The organism is Natronospira elongata, from assembly GCF_034931365.1.
Classification (GTDB): Bacteria; Pseudomonadota; Gammaproteobacteria; order Natronospirales; family Natronospiraceae; genus Natronospira; species Natronospira elongata.
Genome location: NZ_JAYGII010000008.1, coordinates 46,756 through 70,573 on the forward strand (window position 1 = coordinate 46,756; position 23,818 = coordinate 70,573).

Sequence of the window (23,818 nt, forward strand, 5' to 3'; positions counted from 1 at the left end):
ATTCAGGGCAATAGATCTCGGGCTCTCGCCACGACTTGCTGGAACATTTTCTCTGTCAGGCGTCGGGTCTGGGTGTTGTAGCGGGAGCAATGATAGGAGTCCACCAGGCAAAGGGAATCATCCAGGCGATGCTCGGCCGCATGGGCGAAGGGGTAATCCTTTTGACGGCACCCTAGAACCCGCAGCACCGCTTCATGGGCGATCCGGCCCAGCGCCAGGACCACCCCCGGCCGCGGCAGTTCATCCAGCTCATGTCGCAGATACCCTGCACACTGCTTGATCTCACTGGCCACCGGCTTGTTCTCCGGTGGCAGACATTTGACGGCATTGGTAATGCGGCAGTGCTTCAAGCGCAGACCGTCATTGGCATGTTCGGACACCGCCTTATTGGACAGTCCCAGATCATGGAGCGTCTGATAGAGGAGAATTCCGGCGAAATCCCCGGTAAAGGGCCGGCCAGTGGCGTTTGCCCCATGCATGCCAGGCGCCAGACCGACGATCAGCAAGCGGGCGTTGCTGTCACCGAAGGGCGCGACCGGTGCGGCATGGTAGGAGGGGTATTCCTCGGCAACACCGTCCAGAAAGCTGCGAAGTCGCGGGCAGGCACGACAGTCAGGCCGGAAGGCCCGGGGACGAATGTTGTTCTGCCTGCCCATCAGGCCTTGCCGGGCTCGTCGGCATCCATGGGCCCCTCTTCCAGCAACCCGTGTCGGATGGCGAATCGAGCCAGGCCCACATCATTCTCAACATCGAGTTTCTGGAATAGACGATGCCGGTAGGTACTCACCGTCTTGGGACTGAGAAAGAGCTTGTCGGAAATGGACTGGACGCTGTGGCCCTGAATGATCATCAGCATGACCTGCAACTCCCGCTGGGAGAGCTGATCCAGCGGTGTGTCCTTGCCGCCGGACAACAGACTGTCCGCCAGCTTGCGGGCAATCTCTGCGGCGAGATAACGCTCACCGGCATGTACCCGACGGACGGCAGTGACGATCTCGTCCCCGGAGCAATCCTTGGTCAGATAACCCTGAGCGCCCGCTTCCATGAGTCGGGAGGGATAAGGATCGCTGGCATGCACGGACACCACAATGACCTTGGTCTCCGGCGCCACTGCCGCAATCTTCCGAGTCGCCTCCATGCCACCAATGCCGGGCATATTCACATCCATCAGGACCACATCCGGCTTCTCGCTGCGGGCCATGTCCACGGCGTCCTCGCCCGAGGACGCCTCGGCCAGAACCTCAATGCCGGTGGACTCATCCAGGATGTGGCGGATACCGGTACGAACCAGCGCATGGTCATCCACCAGTAGCACACGGATTGACATGACTTCGTCCCCTAAGGTCAATTCCATGGCGATGGAGCAATTCGGGCCTCCACCGCCGCTGCTGGCATCCACTGCCGATCCCAGAATGCCGCCTCCCCTGCGTCATCATCCTGTTCTATTCAGAACTAGCGCTTACTTCATGTTCTTGATGACCGCCTCACCAAAACCCGAGCAACCCACGAGAGTCGCCCCGGGGATCAGCTCCTGCACCGCTTCTTCCACATTGCGGCGGCTGGCCAAATCCCGCTTGGGTCTGCGAATCGCCTCTCGAAGCCTGGCCAGATCATAGGTCATGGTCTTACTCGAAATGGTGTCCCGCATGCCGTTCAGGATCTTGTCCGCAGCCTCGGTCCAGCCCATGTAGCGGAGCATCATTTCGGCTGACAGGATGATCGATCCAGGATTGACCCGGTCCTTGCCGGCAAAGCCCGGTGCCGTGCCATGGGTCGCCTCGAACACGGCCACGCCATCACCCACATTGCCGCCAGGTGCAATGCCGATCCCGCCAACCTGTGCCGCCAGGGCATCGGAAATATAGTCCCCATTGAGATTAAGCGTGGCGATGACATCATAATCTTCCGGACGCAGAAGAATCTGCTGCAGGAAATTATCCGCGATCACATCCTTGACCACGATCTTCTCGCCATTCCTGGGGTTGGTGAACTGACACCAGGGACCCCCGTCAATCAGCTCGGCCCCGAATTCTTCCTGGGCCACCTTGTAACCCCAGTCACAGAAGGCTCCTTCCGTGTACTTCATGATGTTGCCCTTGTGCACCAGCGTGACCGAGACCCGGTCATGCTCGATGGCGTAATTCAGGGCCTTGCGCACCAGGCGCTGGGATCCCTCCCGGGAAACGGGTTTGATACCGATGCCGGAACTGGACGGAAAGCGGATATTGGTGACATGCATCTCGCGGGTGAGAAAATCAATCACCCGGCGAACCTCGTCGCTGCCGGCGGGCCATTCAATCCCCGCATAGATATCCTCGGTGTTCTCCCGAAAGACCACCATGTCGGTCAACTCGGAAGTCTTGATGGGGGTGGACACCGGAGGGAAATACTGGATCGGCCGGACGCAGGCATAGAGGTCCAGAAACTGACGAATAGCGACGTTCAGAGAGCGGATACCGCCGCCAATGGGCGTTCCCAGCGGCCCCTTGATGGAAACCACGAAATCCTTGAGGGCATGGAGGGTGTCTTCCGGCAGGTTCTGCCCCTCGCCGTACTTTTCCAGGGCCTTTTCACCGGCAAAGACTTCCATCCAGTGGATGCGGCGCCTGTCCCCGTACGCCTTTTCCACGGCGGCATCCACAACGTTTTTCATGACCGGCGTGACATCGATGCCGATCCCGTCACCCTCGATAAAGGGGATGATGGGATGATCCGGCACCTCGATGCTGTTATCGGTATTGACCCGAATTCTCTCGCCCTGTTCGGGCACGTCAATCTTGTCAAACTTCATGGGGGCCCTCGCGTGCTCTGTCGGCGTCCTATCCTAGCACAGCGGCTCTATGACTGGGGCTCCCCGAAGCCCCGGCTCCCAGTCAAAAAAACGGGGCGGCGCCGAGCCGACCCGTCATTTCTGCTCCCGGTCCGAATATCAGGAAGCCACCTTGGTAGTTTGGGGCTTTTTATCCTCAAACTGCTCGTCTTCAGTGGAACCGCTGAGGGCGGTAATGGAGGATTTGCCACCGGCAATGGCCTGGCTCAGGGCGTCGAAGTAGCCGGTCCCCACCTCCCGCTGATGGCGAGTGGCGGTGTAGCCATCCTGTTCGGCGGCAAACTCATCTTCCTGCAGCTCCACATAGGCGGACATCTGCCGGTCCCGGTAGCCCTTGGCCAGCTGGAACATGCTGTGGCTGAGGGCATGGAAGCCGGCCAGGGTGATGAACTGGAACTTGTAGCCCATGGCCGCCAGTTCCTTCTGGAAGCGGGCGATGGTGTCATCGTCCAGATGCTTGCGCCAGTTGAAGGAAGGCGAGCAGTTGTAGGCCAGCATCTTGCCGGGATACTTGGCATGAATGGCCTCGGCGAAGCGGCGGGCCTCATCCAGGTCCGGGTGGGCCGTTTCGCACCACAGCAGATCCGCATGGGGCGCATAGGCCAGCCCGCGGGCAATGGCCTGATCGATCCCGGCGCGAACTTCGTGAAAGCCCTCGACCGTCCGCTTGCCGGTACAGAATGGCTGATCCCGTTCGTCCAGGTCGGAAGTCAGCAGACCGGCGGCGTTGGCGTCGGTACGGGCGATGATCAATGTGGGCACGCCCAGGGTGTCCGCGGCCAGGCGCGCCGCCGACAGCTTCTGGACCGCTTCCTGGGTGGGGACCAGCACCTTGCCACCCATGTGGCCGCACTTCTTGGCCGAGGCCAGTTGGTCTTCAAAATGAACGCCGGCGGCGCCTGCCTCGATCATGTGCTTCATCAGCTCGTAGGCGTTGAGCACGCCACCAAAGCCTGCCTCGGCATCGGCCACGATGGGGGCATAGACGTCCTGATCATGCCGCCCTTCCATGCAGTTGATCTGATCCAGGCGCTGGAAGGCGCTGTTGATCCGACGCACCAGGTTGGGAACGCTGTCCACCGGATACAGAGACTGGTCCGGATACATCTGGCCAGCGGTATTGGCGTCCGCCGCAACCTGCCAGCCCGAGCAATAGATCGCCTTGAGGCCCGCCTTGACCTGTTGCATGGCCTGATTACCCGTCTGGGCCCCCAGGGCATTGACGAAATCCTCTTCCTTTAGGAGTTTCCACAGCTTTTCAGCCCCGCGACGGGCAAGGGTGTGCTCAATGGCCACATTGCCCCGCAGGCGGACCACCTCCTCCGGGCTGTAATCACGGACCACGCCTTCCCAGCGTGGATTGCTCTTCCAGTCCTGCTGGAGTTGATTGGCGTTGGGTCGTTGATCAGTCATGGATACCCCCTGTCAGGCGATGACGTCGTAGGCGTGCAAGGTCAGAAAATCGGCGAATTCCGGGCTTTCGGACAGTTGTCGGAACAATCTCGCCGCGTCTTCACAATGGCCTGTTTCCAGGCCCTTCTTTTCCGCCACCTTGAGCAGGCCTTCAAGGCTCTCCTCAAGGTGACTGGAAAACAGCTCCGGGGTGATCTGGCGACCGTCGTCCAGGACACCCCCGGGATGATGAATCCACTGCCACAGCTGGGAACGGGCAATCTCGGCGGTGGCCGCGTCCTCCATCAGGTTGCGGATGGGTACACAGCCCCGGCCGGCCAGCCAGGCGGCGGTATATTCAAGCCCTACATCAATATTGCCCCGCAGACCCTGCTCCGAAATGCTTCCCTCCGGATGGGCCAGCAGGGTTTCACGATCGACTGACAGTGCCGGATCACGGTAATGAAGCTGATTGGGCCGATCACCCAGGGCTTGATCGAAGATTCCCAGCGCCACCGGGATCAGGCCGGGATGGGCCACCCAGGTGCCATCATGGCCGTCTCCGGCTTCGCGTTCCTTGTCCGCGCGAACCTTCTCGAAGGCGGCTTCATTGGCCTGGCTGTCGTCCTTCACCGGGATCTGGGCCGCCATGCCCCCCATGGCCAGGGCACCGCGGCGGTGGCAGGTGTCGATCAACAGCTTCGAATAGGCACGCAGGAAGGGAACCGTCATGCCCACCTGCTCCCGGTCCGGCAGGACCCGGTCCGGATGGGCATGAAAGACCTTGATGTAACTGAAGATGTAATCCCAGCGGCCACAATTGAGACCGACGATGTGTTCCCGCATGGCGTGCAGGATTTCGTCCATCTGAAAGACCGCCGGCAGGGTTTCAATCAGAACCGTGGCCTTGATCGTCCCCCGCGCCAGTCCCAGACGGGATTCCGCCCAGGCGAAGATCTCGGACCACAGCGCCGCTTCCTGCCAGTGCTCCAGCTTGGGGATGTAGAACCAGGGGCCGGAGCCGCGCTTCAGCAGCTCATGGGCGTTATGGAAGCAATGCAGGCCGAAATCCAGCAAGGCACCCGGGAGAGGCGCCCCATCCAGATACAAATGCTTCTCCGGCAGATGCAGGCCGCGGACCCGAACGATCAATTCGGCACTGTCTTCGCGCAAGCGGTAGGCCTTGCCCCGCTCGTCCTCAAAATCGATCTGACGGCGGACCGCGTCATGGATATTGATCTGGCCGTGGATCATGTTCGACCAGGTGGGACTGGAGGCATCCTCGAAATCGGCCATGAACACCCGCGCCCCCGAATTCAGGCCGTTGATGATCATCTTTCGGTCCACTGGGCCGGTGATCTCAACCCGCCGGTCTTGCAGAACCGGGGGAATCTCGGCGATGGTCCAGTCCTGCTCCCGAATCGCACGGGTCTCGGGCAGAAAATCGGGCGCAGCCCCGCGATCAAATCTCGCCTGCCGGGCCTGTCTGGCTTCCAGCAGGGTCCAGATCCGGGGCCCGAAGCGCAGGCCAAGGTCCGCCACGAAGGCAAGGGCCTCCTCGCTGAGGATGTGGTCGCTGCCCGCAGGGGGATCGGCCTTGAATTCAAGAGCCGGAGCGGTACTCGGCGCGTCTGCGATGGACATGGCTGCAAGCCTCCTGTGATCTGACTTGCAGGCACAATAAAACGGCTGTTTAATATCGAACAATGCAATTATGCTTATTTGAAGTATTGCTATTGCTTATGATGGAGCGCCCCCATGAAACCCCGCAGCCGCCAGAATCGCCTCTCCCAGCTCCGCGGCTTCTGCACCACCGCACAGCTGGGCAGCATCAGTGCCGCCGCCGACAAGCTGGAGCTGAGCCAGCCCTCCGTTTCCATGCAGATTCAGGCCCTGGAAAAAGAATTCGGGGTCATGCTGTTCGAACGAAGGGGCCCCAAGATCAAGCTCACCCCCGAGGGTGAAGGCCTGCTGGAAATCGCCCTGCCCCTGGTTGAGGGCATGGAGACGCTGCCGGAGACCTTCGCTGCTCGTTGTGGCAACCCGGCCCATGGCGAGCTGGATATCGCCGCCGGTGAATCCACACTGCTCTATCTCCTGCCCCAGTTCGTGGAGCGCTTCGCCAATGACTACCCCGAGGTGCAATTCCGGCTGCACAATGTGACTGGCCGGGATGGTCTCAACATGCTGAGGGCGGACGAAGTGGATTTCGCTGTCGGTTCCATGGTGGATGTCCCCGACGACATCTCCTATCGCCCGATCTTCACTTACGACCCCATGTTGATTGCCGCGCCGCAACACCCCCTGGCGGCCCGGGACGAGCTCAGTCTCGACGACATCAGTCAATACGGGCTGATCCTGCCTCCCCGACACCTAAGCACTTGGCGGATGGTCAAATCCGTCTTTGAGCAACATGAACTGGATTACGAAGTCCGCCTGGAAGCCGGCGGCTGGGAAGTGATCAAGAAATACGTTGAACTCAACCTTGGCATCTCCATCGTTACCGATATCTGCCTCGATGGTAGCGAGAATTTGCATGTCCGCCCCATGGGACGCTACTTCAAGAGCCGGACCTATGGCGTGGTGACACGACGAGGCAAGTTCCTGACGCCCCAGGCCAAGGCCTTCATTCGGCTGATGGACAAGAATTTCTTCGGAGGATCGAGAGTATGAGCAAGCCCCGCATTGGTCTGGCATTGGGCAGTGGATCGGCTCGTGGCTGGTCCCACATCGGTGTCTTGCGTGGTCTGGCGGCGTTGGGAATCAAACCCGATGTGATTGCCGGCACCAGCATTGGCGCCCTGGTCGGGGCAGCTCATTCGGTAGATCAACTGGAAGAGCTGGAAGACTGGGTCAGTCATCTGGACAGGATGGACATCCTTCGCCTGCTGGACGCCCGTCTCAGTGGTGGCGGCTTCATGCGCGGTGACAAGCTCATGAAGGCCATTGGCAATCGGGTCGAAGACACCCGGATCGAGGAAATGGCCCAGCCCTTTGCCGCGGTTGCCACGGATCTTAACAGTGGCCGGGAGATCTGGCTTAGAGAGGGCTCCCTGCTGGAAGCGGTTCGCGCCTCCATTGCCCTGCCCGGCCTGTTCGCGCCGATCCGGCAAGGCGATCGCTGGCTGATTGACGGCGGCCTGGTCAACCCGGTGCCGGTCTCCCTGTGCCGGGCCATGGGGGCGGATGTCGTGATTGCCGTCAATCTGAATGGCGACATCATCGGACGCAACTTTGATCGCCGGGGAAAAGCGCCGGCGGTGTCGTCGTCCAGGGACGAAGGGGAATCGCCAGCGGATGACTTGCCATCATCCCACCATGGCGGCGCCCTCATGGGACGAGTGGTTGGACGCCTGAAGACCGGCCTGCGAGTGAGGCTGGATCACTTGATCTCATCCGTGGCCAGCCGGGAGGAAACCGATGAGCCCGGCCTGTTCGATGTCATGGCCGGCTCCATCAACGTGGTTCAGGACCGCATCACCCGCAGCCGAATGGCCGGCGATCCGCCGGATATCATGATCACCCCTCGCCTGGCCCATATCCGCCTGATGGAATTCGATCGCGCCCCCGAGGCGATCCAAGGTGGCCTCAAGGCAGTGGAACGGGTCCGGGATGAGCTGACGATGCTAAACAGCGGTTGAGGCCGGACTTCCGATCAAGCCACCCGATGAGTGCCATGACGAAGGCGGTAGCCAGCCACTCGCATGGCCAATTCCAGTGCCTGATCATAATTGAGACGCGGGTCCACCTGTGAGCGGTAGGCCCGCTCCAGATCCTTCTCTGTCAGGCCGCTAGCCCCACCCACGCACTCGGTGACATTTTCACCGGTCAGTTCAATGTGCACGCCACCCAGGTAGCTGCCAAGCTCCTGATGGATACGGAAGGCCTGTTCCAGCTCGGAGAAGACATTTTCCACCCGACGGGTCTTGTAGCCCGACTGGGTCTTTTCAGTGTTGCCGTGCATGGGATCACAGCTCCACAGTACCGTTCGACCGGTCTCACGGGCCGCTTCGATCAACGGCGGCAAACCCTCTTCGATCTTGCCGGCACCGAGCCGGTGAATCAGGGTCAACCGGCCCGGTTCATCCATGGGATCGAGGATTTCGATCAATTCACGCAAGTGCTCCGCCGACATCCCCGGCCCCACCTTGACCGCCACGGGGTTGGCTATGCCGCGGAAATACTCCACATGCGCCCCATCCACTTCGGCGGTGCGCATGCCGATCCAGGGGAAATGGGTGGACATATTGTACCAGCGCCCGTCCGGTCCCATGCGATGGGTCTGGGCCTGCTCATAAAGCAGATGCAGGGCTTCGTGACTGGTGAAGAAATCCACCCGGTCACTACCCGCCACCCGGCCACCGGCAATGGTTTCCATGAACTGCAGGGAATCCCGCACCGAATCCACGATCTGGCGGTATTCCTGCTCCATCGGTGAATGACGGACGAAATCCAGATCCCAGTTGTCGGGGCGATGGAGGTCGGCAAAGCCGCCGTCCACCAGGGCACGAATATGATTGAGGGTCAGCGCCGCGCGCTCGTAGCCGCGCAGCATCAGCTCGGGGTCCGGTTCACGGGCCTCGAAGCTGAATTCGGGCCGGTTCACCAGATCACCGCGATAACTCGGCAAGGTGACACCTTCTCGGGTCTCCATATCGGCCGACCGCGGCTTGGCGTACTGGCCGGCAATCCGGCCCACGCGGGTGACCCGCTTGCGCATGCCGGTCACCAGTACCAGGCTCATCTGCAGCAGGATCTTGAGCTTGTTGGCGATATTGTCGCCGGTGCAATCATCAAAGCTTTCCGCGCAATCGCCACCCTGAAGCAGGAAGCGCTCGCCACGGGCCGCCTCGGCAATCTGGGCCTTCAGGGCCTCGATTTCGCCAGGCGTCACCAACTGGGGCAGACGCCCCAGGCGACCAACAGCGGAATCAACCGCGGCTGCATCCCGATACTGGGGTTGCTGGCGGGCCGGCTTGTCCTGCCAGCCGTCGGGGCGCCAGTTTTCGCGGTGAGCGGCGGGTTTGCGGCTTTTCTGATTCATGTTTGGAATCTTACACCTATTCAGGGAAGACGGCCAAGGAAGGTATCGGCATATACCCTGCCAGAGGCGGCCCTGGCTGGCCTATTGCGGCCGTTCTTGGCACAATACGCATTATCCCGTCGGACGCCCGGGAACCAGGGGGGTTCCCGAATCTGATGCACCATCACCCTAAATTCGCCCACCGGCAGGCCCGTCGCTTTAGCTGCCTGCCGGCGACAGTCATTTTTCCGGGAGGAACCTGATGAGCAAGCTTGATCCCAAATCCATTCTCGCCGCCTTCGGCCTTGAAGCCGAAAACCCCGGCACCTACGCCGCCAAGTCCGGCTGGCTGGAAGACAAGAACGGTCGTTTCCTCGAATCCTACAATCCGGCCACCGGCGAACTGCTGGGCAAGGTCCGGGTGACCACCGAGGCCGAATACGAAACCGTGATTCGCGAAGCCAAGGAGCTGTTCCGCGAGTGGCGCAAGATCCCCGCCCCCCAGCGTGGCGAAGCGGTTCGCCTGATGGGTGAAGCCCTGCGTGAGCGCAAGGACGAGCTGGGTAGCCTGGTCTCCCTGGAAATGGGCAAGATCAAGCAGGAAGGCGACGGTGAAGTTCAGGAGATGATCGACATTGCCGATTTCGCCGTCGGCCAGTCCCGCATGCTCTACGGCATGACCACCCACTCCGAGCGCCCCGACCACCGTCTGTTCGAACAGTGGCATCCCCTCGGCCTGGTGGGCGTGATCACCGCCTTCAACTTCCCGGTGGCCGTGTGGTCCTGGAACACCTTCATTTCCGCGGTCTGCGGCAACACCAATGTGTGGAAGGGTTCGCCCAAGACCCCGCTGATTTCCGTGGCCGTGCAGAAGCTCTGCAATGAAGTCCTGGAAAAGAACGGCTTCCCCGCCATCTTCACTCTGTTCACCGACGACACCAACGAACTGGCCAAGCGTTTCGTGGAAGACGAGCGGGTCAACCTGCTCTCCTTCACCGGCTCCAGTGAAGTGGCCAAGAAGGTGGCTCCCACCGTGGCCGGCCGTCTGGGCCGTTACCTGATCGAGGCCGGCGGCAACAACGCCATCATCGTCGACGAAACCGCCAACCTGGACATGGCCATTCCGGCCATCGCCTTCGGTGCCGTGGGTACCGCCGGCCAGCGTTGCACCTCCACCCGCCGCGTCATTGCCCACGAGAGCATCGTGGGCGAGCTGACCAAGAAGCTGGTGGGCGCCTACAAGACCGTGCGCATCGGCAATCCCCTGGACGCAGACACCCTGATGGGCCCGCTAGCCGATGAGACGGCCGTGAAGAACTACGAGGCAGCCATCGAGACCATCAAAGGCGAGAAGGATGCCGAGATTCTCTGCGGCGGCAAGCGCATCGACGGTGACGGGCATTTCGTCGAACCGACCATCGTCAAGGCCCGCAATGATATAGCCATCGTTCAGGCCGAGACCTTCGCGCCGATTCTCTACATCATGTCCTACAAGACCCTTGATGAGGCCATCGAGATGCAGAACGATGTGCCCCAGGGCCTGTCCTCGGCCATCTTCACCGACAAGCTGCAGAATGCCGAGCGTTACCTGTCCTGTGAAGGCAGTGACTGCGGCATCTCCAACGTCAACATCGGCACCTCCGGCGCCGAAATTGGCGGGGCCTTCGGCGGCGAAAAGGACACCGGCGGTGGCCGCGAGTCCGGCTCCGACGCCTGGAAGCAGTACATGCGCCGCCAGACCAACACGGTCAACTACGGCAGCGACCTGCCCCTGGCCCAGGGCATCAAGTTCGACCTGGGCTGATCCCCTCCTTCGGGATCACGAACGTGAAAAAGGCCCGCTTCGGCGGGCCTTTTTCATTCTGCCGCATTAGAGTCAGAATGGCTCCTGGGTGCTCTGGTCCCGAAATCGATGCTCGAGAAATCTCAAGCAGCGGTTCTGAAGACGAGTGTAGCGGGTCGCCCGGCGTGACAAGGCGGGGCTGGGGCGTTTCAGCTCGGGGTCACGCCGAGCCCAGCCGCCAGCCAAGTGATGGTAGCTCGCGGGCTGGACGGCAAAAGGATCCATTTCAGCCACGCCCAGCCACTGAAAGATCCCTGACAGCACTGCGTCAGGCGCTTCTAGAAACTGGTCGAAACTGACCCGCAAATAAGCCTCATCATGATCAAAGAGACGGACGCAAAGTGAGTTCTTGCGCCAGTACTTGAGAATTGAGGTATGCCAAAACCCCTTGCCCCGATTCATCCGGGATGCAATCTGTCCGCGAGGGTTACGCATCAAGTGCAAGACTTTGACCCGAATGAGCCGGGAACGGAAAAGCGGCAACAAACGCCAGGGAGACTTGGAGCAGTCCAAGGTGATGGGCTTGCCACTGTACTGGCGAATGGCGTCGAACAGGCGCAGATTATTCTCCACAAAACGCCGTTGGCGGCGCCCTGACGGGCGACCGAACAGTGCTCGGCGCCATTCCCCCGTGCAAGTATCGCTCAGGCAACTGAGTTCATTGAGCGCGATCCCCTCAGCCTCCAGCGCCCGCATCAGGCGCCGCCAAAAATCGCATTCACCGATCTTGCCGCCAGGCCCGAACTGACATGCACATTCAGCACCGGGCGACATGCGATGGTGGAGCTTATTTAGCTCCCCGGCATCAAATATGTGAGGATGTTGGTTCAGCACCCGGCTCAGGTAGGTAGAGCCCACGTGGGACTGGCCGACGATGTACAGTACGGTAGGTGGTGGCAATGCCCGACTAGTCATGACGGTAGCGGCTCCTGAAATGGCTGGCAGGATTCTGCGATCCGGGTTGAAGCCTAACTGGGCCACCGTCAACGCAATGTAGATGTAATATCTGTCAGCAACGACTATCTTGGAACCATGCCCCCATCTCCAGAGGAGTCATCTCATGACCGAAAAGAATCCCGATAAAGGCTACGTGGCCCTTCTGGGCTGGAGCCTGAATGCCATCGAAGCCCTGGACAACTTCGACCGGCGATATGTCGTGGTGGCGCCCAACTGGGCCGAAGAGTATTGCCAGAAGCATGATATTCCCTACATTTCCTGGGATTTCGAGCGACTCAACGATCGCTCCATGGAAATCGCCCAGACGCTCAAGGACGAAGGCGTGGATGTGGCCATTCCCCTGTTTGAGGAAACCGTGGAATGGGCCGGCGCCATCAACTCCGTGCTGATGGACAACCCTCGCCTTTATGGCCAGGCCATTCTCATGCGCGACAAGGCCCTGATGAAGCGCCGGGCCCAGCTTGGCGGTATCCGTGTTGGGATCTTCGAGGAGGCCCACGATCGCGACGATGTGGTCCGCTTCCTCAAACGGGTCAACCAGACCCTGCTGAAACTGGATGGCGACCCCAACGACCCCATTCACCTCAAGGCCTTTGACAAGGCCGGCTGCATGGGTCATCGCGTGATCCGCACCCCGGACGAAGTGGACCTGATCCCGGAAGAAGAATTCCCGGTCCTGATGGAAAGCCACCTGGATGGCTGGGAATTCGCCGTGGAAGCCTGGATCTACAACGGCAAGATCAAGTTCCTCAACATTTCCGAGTATGTGACTCTCGGGTATTCGGTCTTCGTGCCTGCCACGGATGAACTGGAAAGCTGGCGCGACGGTATTCGCAAGGAGATTGAGAAGCTGATCAAGACCTTCGACATCCAGTTCGGCTTCATCCACCCCGAATACTTCGTCACCAGTGACGGCACCATGTATTTCGGTGAAGTAGCCTATCGCCCGCCCGGCTTCAAGGTCTTCGAGCTATTGGAGCGGGCCTACGGTTTCAATGCCTATCAGGCCATGGTCCTCTGCTTCGACCCCAAGGCCACCGAGGAGGAAGTGGACGCCTTCTTCCCCCGCGAAGTGGTGGATGCCAAGGGCTACGCAGGCTGCTTCGGGGTTTATCCACGCCGCCGGGTGGTGAGCAAGCTGGAGATTCCGGAAGAGACCGAGAACCACCCCTATTACGAGTGGCACGACCTGAACGAGCCGCTGGAGAACACCGTCACCAAGCGGACCGCCTTCGGTACCCATTGGGGGCTGGTCTATTTCTTCGGGGATGATCCCATCAAGATGCGGGCTCTTCTAAAACATCAGGAAGAGCTGGACTTCTACCTCTGAAAACGGACCCAACCGAGGCTGGATTGGCGCAGACGAATCCAGCCCCGGTCAGGCTTTAATCTTCAGAGCGATTCGAAACGATTGGTCTCCGGGTTCTTGCGCACATCCCCGGCCGGGAATACCCGACCGTTCATGAAAAGCCAGGTACCCGCGGGCAGGCATTGCGTGGCGGCAAAGGCCGCCCCCACGTTGAATACCGCATCACTGGAGCGGAAGCGCGCCGGACTGAGTGAGCCGGTCAGCACCACAGTCCGTCCTTCGGTGTCACCGATCGCCTCGGCAGTGCGGGCCATGGTATCGGTCCCGTGGGTAATCAGAATCCGGCGTTCCGGCGCCGCCAGCACCGCTTCCCGGATGCGCTGGCGATCTGCGTCGCTCAGCTCCAGGCTGTCCTTCTGCATCAACGCCTCGACCGACCAGGGCAAATGCACCAGCGCCTCTTCCAGAACATGATCAATCACCGGATCACCGACCTCGAACTGGCTTCGGGCATCGAAGTAGATCTTGTCAATGGTTCCTCCGGTGGTGATGATTCGAACAGCCTGGGAAGCCTGATCACGCTCTAGCTCGGCCAAGGTCGCGACTCCTCTGCTTGCAATGGAAAACCGGGACGAAAGTCTACCACGGGGTGGGGTTCGGCCGTGGCCGGTGCAGGGGCAAGCCCAGGGTCAGAAAGAAGCCCCGCCGGGATTGTTCTGAATGCGTTGCCCCGAGCAGAACCGGCCCCAGGGGCGTATCGGCCCCCATGAATATTTTGGCGCCGGTGAAGAGTTCGCTGCTGCTGACACCTTCGCCATGCTGCCAGGCACCGCCGAGGGACAGCCCGGCACCGGCATACATTCCCCCGCCCTCGGTGGGTATCTCGTTGCCACCGAGACGCCGGAACCAGACACCCCGCAGACTGCCTATCCGATCACCCCGGAGCTCGTCGGTGCCCAGGCCGCTGAGGGACAGGGGGCCACCCAGCCGAAATTGTTGCTGGAAAGGCAGGGGCGCATCGGCCTGCCCCCATTCCCCGGCAAGCATGAAGCGGTGTGCCCCGGCATGCCGATACAAGGCGTACTCCAGAGCCGTTCGGCGAAAGGCCTGATCTGCTCCAAAGCCGGTCAACGAGCGGTCCATTTCCAGTAATAGCGCTTCCCCGTGCGACGGCCATTGGGCCTGATCCAGACGATCCCAGCCGATCAGCAGACGCAGCCCGCCAGTTTCCCGCTCCAGTCCCGGCGGCCCTTGCAACCCCGTCCGTTGCTCGGACGACAGGCGTCCACGATAGGCACCCAGACGCAGCTCACCATCACGGGCAATACGCTGACCAAAATCGACGCCGACCCGGCTTTCCCTAAGCCCCAGTTCGGCCACTCGACTGCCAGCCTCCCAGGCCGGAATGGTGGTTGCCTGGTGGTGCCCCAGCAAGGACAGGAATTGATAGCCCCGAGCCGAAAAGGGCTGATGGAATTCAGTCCGCAGTGCTCGCGTATGCCCCAACTGTAGTTCACTCAGTAATTCGCCCCCCAGGCGATTCAGCCCCGGAAGACGGTGGCCGAGTCGCAGGTTATAGCGGGCATCGCCATCAAACGGGTCAAACACCTCCAGTCCGGCGCGGAGATGGTGGGGACCACGCTCGTGCTCCTGCACGTCAATCCGCAGCCGCACCCCCTCATCCAACTCGGCCACCTGAAAGTCAACGCTCTCGATCTCCCCCAGACGCTGCAAGCGCCCGAGGTCGGACTGCAGACGATCCAGGGACAGGGGTTCCCCCAGAGAGCTCTCCACCAGGGCCCTTAATCGGCGTTCGGAGAGCTGCCGCATGCCGACAAATTCCAGTTCCTTCAATTCTCCCAGTTCCCGGACCGGCAGCCGCTGGCGGGCCTGCCAGCGGCCGTAGTCCGAATCCGGCAGAGACAAGGCCTGCAGTCCAGCGCTGACGGCACGAGCCGCCTCCTCCCCGACCTCAGCCGCCTCGACGGTCCGATGGAAGGCCTGGGGGCCTATGTCCACCACCTGGGGCTCGATCAGAACATCCTGGGACTCCAGGAGGTCCAGCGAGGATTGCACGGTCCGGTGAACGATCAGCGTCGTTACCTGCCCTGAAATGGCAAAAATATCGTCGAGACGCTGGCGCTCATCCAGTCGGCCACTGACATTGACGGCAATGATGATATCCGCCCCCAGGTCCAGGGCCGTCTCTACCGGCAGATTCTCGACCAGGCCGCCATCCACAAGGAGCCTGTCCTCGATGGTCACCGGCGCGAAGACACCGGGCACGGACATGCTGGCGCGGATGGCCTGGGACAGACGACCACGATTGATGACGACCTTCTCTGCCTTCTCCAGATCCGCGGCCACCGCCCGAAACGGGATTGGCAGCTCATCAAAGTCCCTCAGGGCCGCCGAGCGAAGCGTCGCTTTTTCCAGTATGAAAGAGAGATTGCGTCCCTCGATCAGTGCCCGCGGCAGGCGAAGACCGCCGTCGGTCAGGCCGATCTGCAGGTCGAACAGGAAACGCTCGTCATTCTCCTTTTCCCGCCAGGGCAGATCCCGCCGAGGCAAGCGATCCGAAAGGGCAACGTCCCAATCCATGTCCGCCAGCCATTGCTCAATTTCCTCCGGCCCCCAACCACTGGCATAAAGACCCCCAATGATTGCGCCGCCACTGGTCCCGACAATCAAGTCCACTGGCACCTGATACTCTTCAAGCACCCGAATCACGCCCAGATGGGCCCCACCCCGGGCGCCACCGCCGCTCAGCACCAGAGCAATTTTCGGCCGCTCGCCTTCCGCCTCATTGGCACTGTCGCTGTCCTCAGCCAAGGCCGAGCGCGGAACCACGCCGAGGATGAGCATGACTAACAGCAGACAGCTGGTCATGAGCGTCGTTAGCGGCGGCAAGCCGCCGGTCAACAGGTACCCAGACCGGGATTTATTTGTCATCGCTGGCCCCATTGTGCTTTTATGGTCGCTGTCCGATCCGCATCCACGGTGTCAACATGAGAGTCAGGCAATTCACCGCAGGTCTTATCTCCCTGGCAGCCGGCATGCTGCTGGTCCTCGCCGCCGCTCTCGGTACCGGTCAGAGCGATGCTCGCGCCGGGACTGGCGGCAACGCAATGATCCTCACGGTCGATGGTCCCATCGGGCCCGCCACACTGGATTACCTCCGCCGGGGCATCGAGAAGGCCGAGGAGGAGCGTTACGCCTTCGTCATCATCGAGATGGATACCCCGGGCGGTCTCGTGGACACCACCCGTGACATCAACAAGGCCATTCTCTCCGCTGACATTCCCGTTGTCACCTTCGTCTACCCTTCAGGTTCCCGGGCAGCCAGTGCCGGCACTTACATCATGTATGCCAGCCATGTCGCGGCCATGGCTCCGGCCACATCCCTTGGCGCTGCCACCCCGGTGGGCCTGGGCGGGCCGGGCGCGCCTGGCCCCGAGGAAGAAGAGGGTGAGGATGGCGAGGAGCGTGCACCGGAGCCGCGCACGGACGCCGAGCGCAAGGCCATCAACGACGCGGTCAGCTACATTCGTGGCCTGGCCGAACAGCGCGGTCGCAATGCGGACTGGGCCGAAAAAGCCGTCCGCGAGGCCGCAACCCTGGGTGCCCGCGAGGCCCTTGAGCAGAACGTCATCGATATTGTGGCCAGTGACCACGAAGACCTGCTCCGCCAGATGGATGGCATGGAGGTGGAGATCGCCTCCGGCAGCCTGCGGCTCAACACCGAAAACATCAATCTGGAGCGCCATGACCCGGACTGGCGCACCGAACTGCTGAGTGTATTGACCAACCCCACCGTTGCCTATCTGCTCATGCTGATTGGCATCTACGGCCTGATCTTCGAAGGCTACAACCCGGGCGCCATTGTTCCCGGCGTAGTCGGCGCCATCTGCCTCCTGCTGGCCCTGTTTGCCTTCCAGATCCTGCCGGTCAACTACGCCGGCTTCGCCCTGATTGCGTTGGGGCTGATATTGATAATCAGCGAAGCCTTCGTCCCCAGCTTCGGGATATTGGGCATTGGAGGTCTTATCGCCTTTGTGATTGGCTCGATAATACTCATGGATACCGACGTCCCCGGATTCGGCATACCCCTGCCGGTCATCACCACTGTCAGTATCATCGGCGGGCTGCTGACCTTCTCCATTATCGGCTTCGCGCTCAGGGCACGACGATCACCGGTGGTTAGCGGGCAAGAGGAAATGGTGGGCCTGGTGGCCACTGCACGAGAGGATTTTGAGGAAACCGGCCAGATATGGGTCAGAAGCGAACTCTGGCGCGGCCGGACGGATCAGCCGGTTCGCAAGGGGGACAAGCTTCGTGTCACCGGCATAGAAGGACTGATCCTTAAAGTGACACCGCTGGAAAGCGAGTCACAGCAGACAGAGCACTGATTACGTTTATTCCAATCAGGAGAGGATGATGACAACGTATATTCTTTTCGGCGCGATCATCTTCGTCATTCTTGTCCTCGTCAGCATGTTCAAGATCCTGAACGAGTACGAGCGTGGCGTGATCTTCATGCTTGGCCGCTTTTACAAGGTCAAGGGCCCAGGCCTGATCATCGTGATCCCCCTCATCCAGGAAATGGTCAAGGTTGATCTTCGGACCATTGTTCTGGATGTGCCCAGCCAGGACGTGATCTCTCAGGATAACGTCTCGGTCAAGGTCAACGCGGTGATCTACTTCCGAATCATTGACCCGGAAAAAGCCGTCATTCAGGTGGCCAACGTCTTCGACGCCACCAGTCAGTTGGCCCAGACTACCCTGCGCTCCGTGCTCGGCAAGCACGACCTGGACGAAATGCTGGCCGAGCGCGATAAACTCAACTCGGATATCCAGAGCATCCTGGACAGCCAGACTGATGCCTGGGGCATCAAGGTCACCAACGTGGAAATCAAGCACGTGGACCTGGACGAGAGCATGATCCGGGCGATTGCCAAACAGGCCGAAGCCGAGCGTAACCGGCGCGCCAAGGTCATCCACGCCCAGGGCGAACAGCAGGCCGCCGAAACCCTGGTGGACGCCGCCAACATGCTGGTCACCAACCCCCAGGCCATGCAGCTACGCTACCTCCAGACCCTGACCGACGTGGCAGGCGAGAAGAGCTCCACCATCGTCTTCCCCCTACCCATGGACCTGGTGGAACCCCTGATGAACAAGCTCAAGGGCGGCGACAAATAATTTCTGCGTCGCAAGCATCAGAAACGAGACCGCGCCTTTGGCGCGGTCTTTTTTTGCCTCGCGCAGAGGGCGCCAAGGGCGCAAAGGGGTTTTATTTTCTTAGCGTCTTTGCGTCTTTGCGTGAGGCCAACCCCGGGCAGACTCCGGCACCTCGCCCCCAGAAAGCAGGCCCCATCCAGCCCCAAGCACGCCCCCAATAACCCTCAGCGCTCTTAACGCCCTCTGCGCGAGGCAAAACCCAGCCCTCCGCAGGCACCAAGCTATCAGAAAACTGTACGATGCAAATCCTGGGCACCAACCCACAATAGCTCAGCGCCTCCGCGTCTCTGCGCGAACCACAAACCTCACTCTTTCTTGATATAGGCAAGGGAGAAGGACCCAGGCCCGACGTTGATGCCGGCGGTGGTGCTCATCACCGCTAGCATGGTTTCCACGCCGTGCTTCTTGGCCAGACGAGTCAACTCCATGTATTTGGGATTCTTCTTGATCTTCTCCGGGTTGCCGGCGTAGCTCATGCAAATGGTCTTGGTCTCGAGCTCATCGTTGCGGATCTTCTCCATGGTGTCATCCATGAGCACGCCCAGGGCATTCTCAAAACCCTGAATCTTCTTGATGGCTTCACTTTCGCCCCGGTTCATCTGGATGATCGGTTTCATGTCCAGCGCCGAACCCAGCTTGAAGCTGAGCCAGCCCACGCTCTTGTCGCCCTTCTTGCGGCCCCGGTTGTAGACGTATTGCAGATCCTCGGGAATCAGATAGGCGTAAACCCGTTCGCTCAGATCATCCACCGCCGGGCGAAGTTTCTCCAGTGGCATTTCTTCCTTTCGGATCAGTCGCAGGGTCTCGTGAGTCAGGACCGCCTGGCCGGTAAACAGGGTCTTGCTGTCCAGCACACGCATGGCAAAAGGGTTGCTTATGCCATGCTCTTCCCGGACCGCCTTGTATTCATTCATCACCGCGTAGGAAGCCTGGTTGGCATTCTCAAAGGTGGGACTGCGGGACTTGGTCACGGTCAGGACCAGAGCCCGGTCATACTCCAGCACCAGTTTTTCCAGGAAGAGTTTCTTGATCTCTTCCACGCTGGGCGGTTCAGTCTCCGCGTCCGTATCCGGATTATTCAGATAGCGCTGGTAGAAGCGCATGGTGGCCTGGGGATCACGTTCGTCGACGAATAGTTCGTCGCCGAAATGCAGGCGAATGGGAAGGATCTGCAGGCCGTACTTGTCGATGTAGCTTCTCGGCAGATCACAGGCGGAATCAACCACGACACCGATTTTCATACCCGGACTCCTTCTTTATTCTTGGCCCGGCCGTGGGCTTGGCCGGCAGGCGATTGATTGCTTAGCCAATCCAGCTTACTGCGAGCCGCGCCGGATTGCATCACCCTCGGGCATTTTCCACCTCATCCCAGGCGGCCTGAAGCCGTTTGGGAGAGACCGGTTCCCGGGTACCCAGCTCCTGGGCAAACAGGGACACCCGGTACTCCTCGATCAGCCAGCGGTAACGGGCAAGCGCCGGTCGACCCTGCAGCTGCCCCGGCTCTTCGACCCGCTGCCGCAGCCTCTCCCACCAGGGACGTATTTCGGCGGCCAGTCTGGGGTCCCGGGGGTTGCCCTGCTGGAGCTTGTCCAGGCGGCGGTGGATTGCCTCCAGGTAGCGCGGATATTCTGCCAGTTGCTCTGGGGGCACCTGGGCCAGAAACCCGGGAAAGAGCAGAAAATCCAACTGCTCACCCAGCTCCCGGCCGGCCTTGAGCAGGACGGGATTCAGCTTCCCTCCCAACTGGCGGCGAATATCGGCGTGTTTCTCCAGCACCTCCCCAAGGATAGCCTGCCAGCGCTCACCCGCCGCAATTACCTTCGGCGCCCCACGCCGGCACAGCTGCTCGAAATCCTCTGACTGCCGTGGCAGCTCGACCTCACCCAGCACCGCTTCATCAAAGGCCAGTCGGGCCACGGCCTCGCGCAGCTCCTGCTCGGTGCCCAATTTGCGAAAACGCAGGGCCAGACGATTCATGCCGCCCAATCCCCGGATGGCATCGGCCTGTTGCTTCAATCGAAACATGGCCAGACGCCTGACCCCGGCCCGGCTCATGGCCTCGGCAACTGCCCGGTCATCGTGCAGGACCAGGCTGGCCTCGCTTTCTTCATCTCGCAACGCCGGGTAGACATTGAGGCGGACGCCGTGGCGCTCCACCTCCACTTGCTCGGGCATGTCGCCGAAGTCCCACTCGCGAGTGCTTCGCGCTGGCCACTCGCGGCTGCCTTGCTCGCCAAAGGATTCACTGGCGCGGTGGCCATGACGATCCCGCAGGGCCTCCAGGCCCTCGCTCTCCTCAATGATGCGGCCGTCTCCATCCACCAGGCGGATGCCCATCCGCAGGTGATCGGGCAGCTGCTCTTCGCGCCAGTCGTCAGGCTGAATGTCGACGCCGGTCACGCGCTTGAGCTGGCGAGCCAGTGCCTGCGTCATCGCTTCTCCCGGCTCCATGCCGCCCAGGCCCGCGGCGGCAAAATCCGGAGCCGGCACGAACTGTTTTCTCAGAGTCTTGGGCAGCGAACGGATCAAGGCGGTGGCCCGCTCCTCCCGCCAGCCGGGGATCATCCAGTCCAGTTCGGCCTGATCCAGTTGATTGATCAGCGCCAGGGGCAGCACCAGGGTGGCACCGTCACGCTCACCGCCTGGATCGAAATGGTATTCCACCGAGACCGGAATGCCCTGGATGCGGACATGATCGGGGAAAGCGTCTTCAAGATTGTCCACCTCCCGGGTCATCACATCCGATCGGCGCATGCGCAATGTCGCATCAGCCGACTGCCCTTCCCGCTTGAGCCAGGCACGCAAGGCGGACCAGTCATGGACGTCTTCCGGCAGGCGCTGGGAATAGAAGGCCGCCAAGTCCTGCTCATCTCGGAGCAGGTCACGACGGCGACGCTTGGCCTCCAGCTCCTGCACTTCCTCCACCAGAGCCAGATTGTGCTTGAGAAAGGCCGGCTCGGAGGGCAGTTCACCTGGCACCAGGCCTTCGCGGATGAAGACCTCCCGCGCCTCGGCGGGACGGACCCGGCCGAAATTGATCCGGCGACGCCCCACCAGGTCGAGCCCGAAAAGACTGACCCGCTCGAAGCCACCGACCCGCCCCTTGCGGGCCTGCCAATGAGGTTCGAAATACTCCCGCTTGACGATGTGCGCCGCCGCCTGCTCGATCCAGGCCGGCTCCACCCCGGCCACGGTGCGCGCGAACAGTCGAGAGGTCTGGACCAGTTCGGCGGCCATGATCCACTTGGGGGCCTTCTGAAACAGAGCCGAGCCCGGGAACACCCAGAACGCTTGTCCTCGCGGCCCCTCATAGGCGTGTCCCTCACCCTTGCGGCCAACCTGGGTCAATAGGCCGGCCAGCAGGGCCCTATGGATCTCCGGGTATTCAGCAGCCTGCTCATTGCCGCGCAGTCCCATGTCCCGAAGCGCCAGGCGCAACTGCCGCAACAGATCCCCCCACTCCTCCATCCGCATTGGCGCCAGAAACTGCCGGCGCGCCCACTTGCGGCGCTGATTGCGAGAGAGCTGGCCGGTCTCCCGGCGATAGCGACGCCAGAGATTCAGCAGCGCCAGAAAGTCGGATTTCGGATCCGCATCCACGGCATGTGCCTCGTCCGCTGCCTCGCGGGCGTTGCTGGGCCGCTCGCGTGGATCCTGAATACTGAGGGCGGCCACAATGACCAGAACCTCGGACAGGGATCCCAGTTGAGCCGCCTCAAGCAGCATCCGCCCCTGACGCGGATCCACCGGCAGGCGCGCCATCTTGCGACCGTCCTCGGTCAGACGCCGATTGGCGTCCAGTGCCTTCAGCTCTTCCAGCAGGCGAAAGCCGTCGCGGATCAGGCCGGCTTCCGGCGGGTCCACAAAGGGGAAATCATCCGGGTCGCCCAGCTTGAGCAGGCGCATCTGCAGGATCACGCTGGCCAGATTGCTGCGCTGAATCTCGGGTTCGGTGAACTCCGGCCGGGACTCGAAATCCGCTTCCGAATAGAGACGAACACAGATGCCCGGCCCCAGGCGGCCGCAGCGACCGGCACGCTGATTGGCACTGGCTTGCGAGACGCCTTCTATGGGCAATCGCTGAACCTTGCTCTTGTAGCTGTAGCGGCTCAGTCGGACCAGACCGGAATCGATCACATAGCGAATCCCCGGCACAGTCAGGGAGGTTTCGGCCACATTGGTGGCCAGCACCACCCGGCGACTGCGCCCGTCGGGCCGAAACACCCGGTCCTGGTCCTTCGATGACAGACGCCCGTAGAGCGGCAGAATCTCCACATTGCGAAACTGCTGGCGGCGCAGGTATTCAGCCGCATCCCGAATCTCACGTTCCCCCGGCAGAAACACCAGCACGTCGCCCGGCCCTTCCCGCCACAACTCACTGAGCCCCCGTGCGATGCCCTGCACCAGGCTGAGGTCCTCGCTGTCGCTGTCCGGATCCTCCAGGGGCCGATATCGCATTTCCACCGGATAGGTCCGACCGGAAACGCTGATTACCGGTGCATCGGCGAAATGCCGGGAGAAGCGCTCGGTATCCAGGGTGGCCGACGTGATGATGATCTTCAGATCCGGCCGCCGGGCCATCAGGCGACGGAGATAGCCCAGCAGGAAATCGATGTTGAGACTGCGTTCATGCGCCTCGTCGATGATGATGGCGTCGTAGGCAAGCAGATCCCGATCGGACTGGGTTTCGGCCAGCAGCATGCCGTCGGTGAGCAGCTTTACCCGGGTACGTTCACTGACCCTGTCCGCGAAGCGCACCCGGTAACCCACCAAACCACCCAGCTCGGTGCCGGTCTCCTCGGCAATGCGGGCCGCCGTGCTGCGGGCGGCCACTCGCCGCGGCTGGGTGTGGGCAATGCTGCCCCGCACGCCCAGACCCAGTTCCAGACAGAGCTTGGGCAACTGGGTGGTCTTGCCCGACCCCGTTTCACCGGCAACGATCACCACCTGATTGTCGGCGATGGCCTCGCGGATTTCGTCCCGACGCTCGCTGACCGGCAGCTCTTCGGGATAGGCCAATCGGACATCCTGGGAGGCACGGGAGCGTGCACGGGCAATGGAGGCCTCCAGGCGTTTCTCGATCCGATCCAGTTCGGTCGCCCGGTCACGGGCCCGTCGCAGACGACTTAGTCGTTTGCTCAGCCGCCTGCGATCAAGCAGCATGCACTCATCCAGGCGGTCTTCGATCGCCGAAACAATCTCTCTCATGAATAACTCGGAATCAGA

17 protein-coding genes are annotated in these 23,818 nt (G+C 61.3%); 6 read left to right on the plus strand and 11 right to left on the minus strand.

Features of this window, described 5'->3' with window-relative positions; all coding sequences use genetic code 11:
* Nucleotides 1-2 precede the first annotated feature (2 nt).
* The 5 genes from VCB98_RS05720 to aceB all read right to left on the minus strand — a co-directional run bounded on the left by VCB98_RS05720 (nucleotide 3) and on the right by aceB (nucleotide 5,866).
* Nucleotides 3-656 (minus strand): uracil-DNA glycosylase, encoded by a 654-nt coding sequence (locus VCB98_RS05720; RefSeq protein WP_346050938.1) that lies wholly within the window; start codon nucleotides 654-656, stop codon nucleotides 3-5.
* Nucleotides 656-1,327, minus strand: coding sequence for a UvrY/SirA/GacA family response regulator transcription factor (uvrY, locus tag VCB98_RS05725; protein WP_346050939.1), 672 nt, complete (start codon nucleotides 1,325-1,327; stop codon nucleotides 656-658). The genes VCB98_RS05720 and uvrY overlap by 1 nt, the downstream gene beginning before the upstream one ends.
* A 132-nt stretch (nucleotides 1,328-1,459) precedes the next feature.
* Nucleotides 1,460-2,791 carry an NADP-dependent isocitrate dehydrogenase gene (gene icd / locus VCB98_RS05730; protein WP_346050940.1) on the minus strand — a complete coding sequence of 444 codons (1,332 nt, stop codon included), beginning with the start codon at nucleotides 2,789-2,791 and terminating at the stop codon, nucleotides 1,460-1,462.
* A 138-nt stretch (nucleotides 2,792-2,929) separates the two neighbouring features.
* Entirely contained in the window at nucleotides 2,930-4,243 is a 1,314-nt protein-coding gene (aceA, locus tag VCB98_RS05735; protein ID WP_346050941.1) for an isocitrate lyase, read from the minus strand.
* A gap of 12 nt (nucleotides 4,244-4,255) precedes the next feature.
* Nucleotides 4,256-5,866 carry a malate synthase A gene (gene aceB, locus VCB98_RS05740; protein WP_346050942.1) on the minus strand — a complete coding sequence of 537 codons (1,611 nt, stop codon included), beginning with the start codon at nucleotides 5,864-5,866 and terminating at the stop codon, nucleotides 4,256-4,258.
* 114 nt (nucleotides 5,867-5,980) lie between these two features.
* On the opposite strand from aceB, the gene VCB98_RS05745 reads away from it, so the two are divergent.
* A complete protein-coding gene (locus VCB98_RS05745; protein ID WP_346050943.1) occupies nucleotides 5,981-6,895 on the plus strand; it encodes a LysR family transcriptional regulator in 915 nt (304 codons plus the stop codon).
* Entirely contained in the window at nucleotides 6,892-7,863 is a 972-nt protein-coding gene (locus VCB98_RS05750) for a patatin-like phospholipase family protein (protein WP_346050944.1), read from the plus strand. Before VCB98_RS05745 ends, VCB98_RS05750 begins: the two co-directional genes overlap by 4 nt.
* A 14-nt stretch (nucleotides 7,864-7,877) precedes the next feature.
* Here VCB98_RS05750 and VCB98_RS05755 read toward each other — a convergent pair whose 3' ends face one another.
* The gene (locus VCB98_RS05755; protein ID WP_346050945.1) at nucleotides 7,878-9,266 is read right to left on the minus strand and encodes a class II 3-deoxy-7-phosphoheptulonate synthase; all 1,389 of its coding nucleotides are present in this window, start codon (nucleotides 9,264-9,266) and stop codon (nucleotides 7,878-7,880) included.
* Nucleotides 9,267-9,507: 241 nt separating this feature from the next.
* On the opposite strand from VCB98_RS05755, the gene amaB reads away from it, so the two are divergent.
* Complete coding sequence (amaB, locus tag VCB98_RS05760) at nucleotides 9,508-11,049, plus strand: L-piperidine-6-carboxylate dehydrogenase (RefSeq protein WP_346050946.1); 1,542 nt, start codon at nucleotides 9,508-9,510, stop codon at nucleotides 11,047-11,049.
* Between the two features lie 72 nt (nucleotides 11,050-11,121).
* Here amaB and VCB98_RS05765 read toward each other — a convergent pair whose 3' ends face one another.
* Nucleotides 11,122-12,003, minus strand: a complete 882-nt coding sequence (locus tag VCB98_RS05765; protein WP_346050947.1) for a sulfotransferase — start codon at nucleotides 12,001-12,003, stop codon at nucleotides 11,122-11,124.
* A 145-nt stretch (nucleotides 12,004-12,148) separates the two neighbouring features.
* Between VCB98_RS05765 and VCB98_RS05770 the strand changes: the two genes are divergently transcribed.
* Nucleotides 12,149-13,375: an ATP-grasp domain-containing protein gene (locus VCB98_RS05770; RefSeq protein ID WP_346050948.1), complete on the plus strand. Its 1,227-nt coding sequence runs from the start codon at nucleotides 12,149-12,151 to the stop codon at nucleotides 13,373-13,375.
* A 62-nt stretch (nucleotides 13,376-13,437) separates the two neighbouring features.
* On the opposite strand, the gene VCB98_RS05775 is transcribed toward VCB98_RS05770, so the two are convergent.
* Together VCB98_RS05775 and VCB98_RS05780 are read right to left on the minus strand one after the other, a co-directional pair.
* Nucleotides 13,438-13,950 carry an asparaginase domain-containing protein gene (locus tag VCB98_RS05775; protein ID WP_346050949.1) on the minus strand — a complete coding sequence of 171 codons (513 nt, stop codon included), beginning with the start codon at nucleotides 13,948-13,950 and terminating at the stop codon, nucleotides 13,438-13,440.
* Nucleotides 13,951-13,993: 43 nt separating this feature from the next.
* Nucleotides 13,994-16,306, minus strand: coding sequence for a patatin-like phospholipase family protein (locus VCB98_RS05780; RefSeq protein ID WP_346050950.1), 2,313 nt, complete (start codon nucleotides 16,304-16,306; stop codon nucleotides 13,994-13,996).
* A gap of 56 nt (nucleotides 16,307-16,362) precedes the next feature.
* Here VCB98_RS05780 and VCB98_RS05785 point away from each other — a divergent pair, with 56 nt between their 5' ends.
* Together VCB98_RS05785 and VCB98_RS05790 are read left to right on the plus strand one after the other, a co-directional pair.
* Entirely contained in the window at nucleotides 16,363-17,763 is a 1,401-nt protein-coding gene (locus tag VCB98_RS05785) for an NfeD family protein (protein WP_346050951.1), read from the plus strand.
* 25 nt (nucleotides 17,764-17,788) lie between these two features.
* Complete coding sequence (locus VCB98_RS05790; RefSeq protein ID WP_445353993.1) at nucleotides 17,789-18,553, plus strand: slipin family protein; 765 nt, start codon at nucleotides 17,789-17,791, stop codon at nucleotides 18,551-18,553.
* Nucleotides 18,554-18,897: 344 nt separating this feature from the next.
* Here the strand turns inward: VCB98_RS05790 and VCB98_RS05795 are convergent, their stop codons facing one another.
* Both VCB98_RS05795 and hrpA read right to left on the minus strand, forming a co-directional pair.
* Nucleotides 18,898-19,833, minus strand: coding sequence for a DegV family protein (locus VCB98_RS05795; protein WP_346050953.1), 936 nt, complete (start codon nucleotides 19,831-19,833; stop codon nucleotides 18,898-18,900).
* Between the two features lie 100 nt (nucleotides 19,834-19,933).
* Nucleotides 19,934-23,800, minus strand: a complete 3,867-nt coding sequence (hrpA, locus tag VCB98_RS05800; protein WP_346050954.1) for an ATP-dependent RNA helicase HrpA — start codon at nucleotides 23,798-23,800, stop codon at nucleotides 19,934-19,936.
* Between the last annotated feature and the right edge of the window lie 18 nt (nucleotides 23,801-23,818).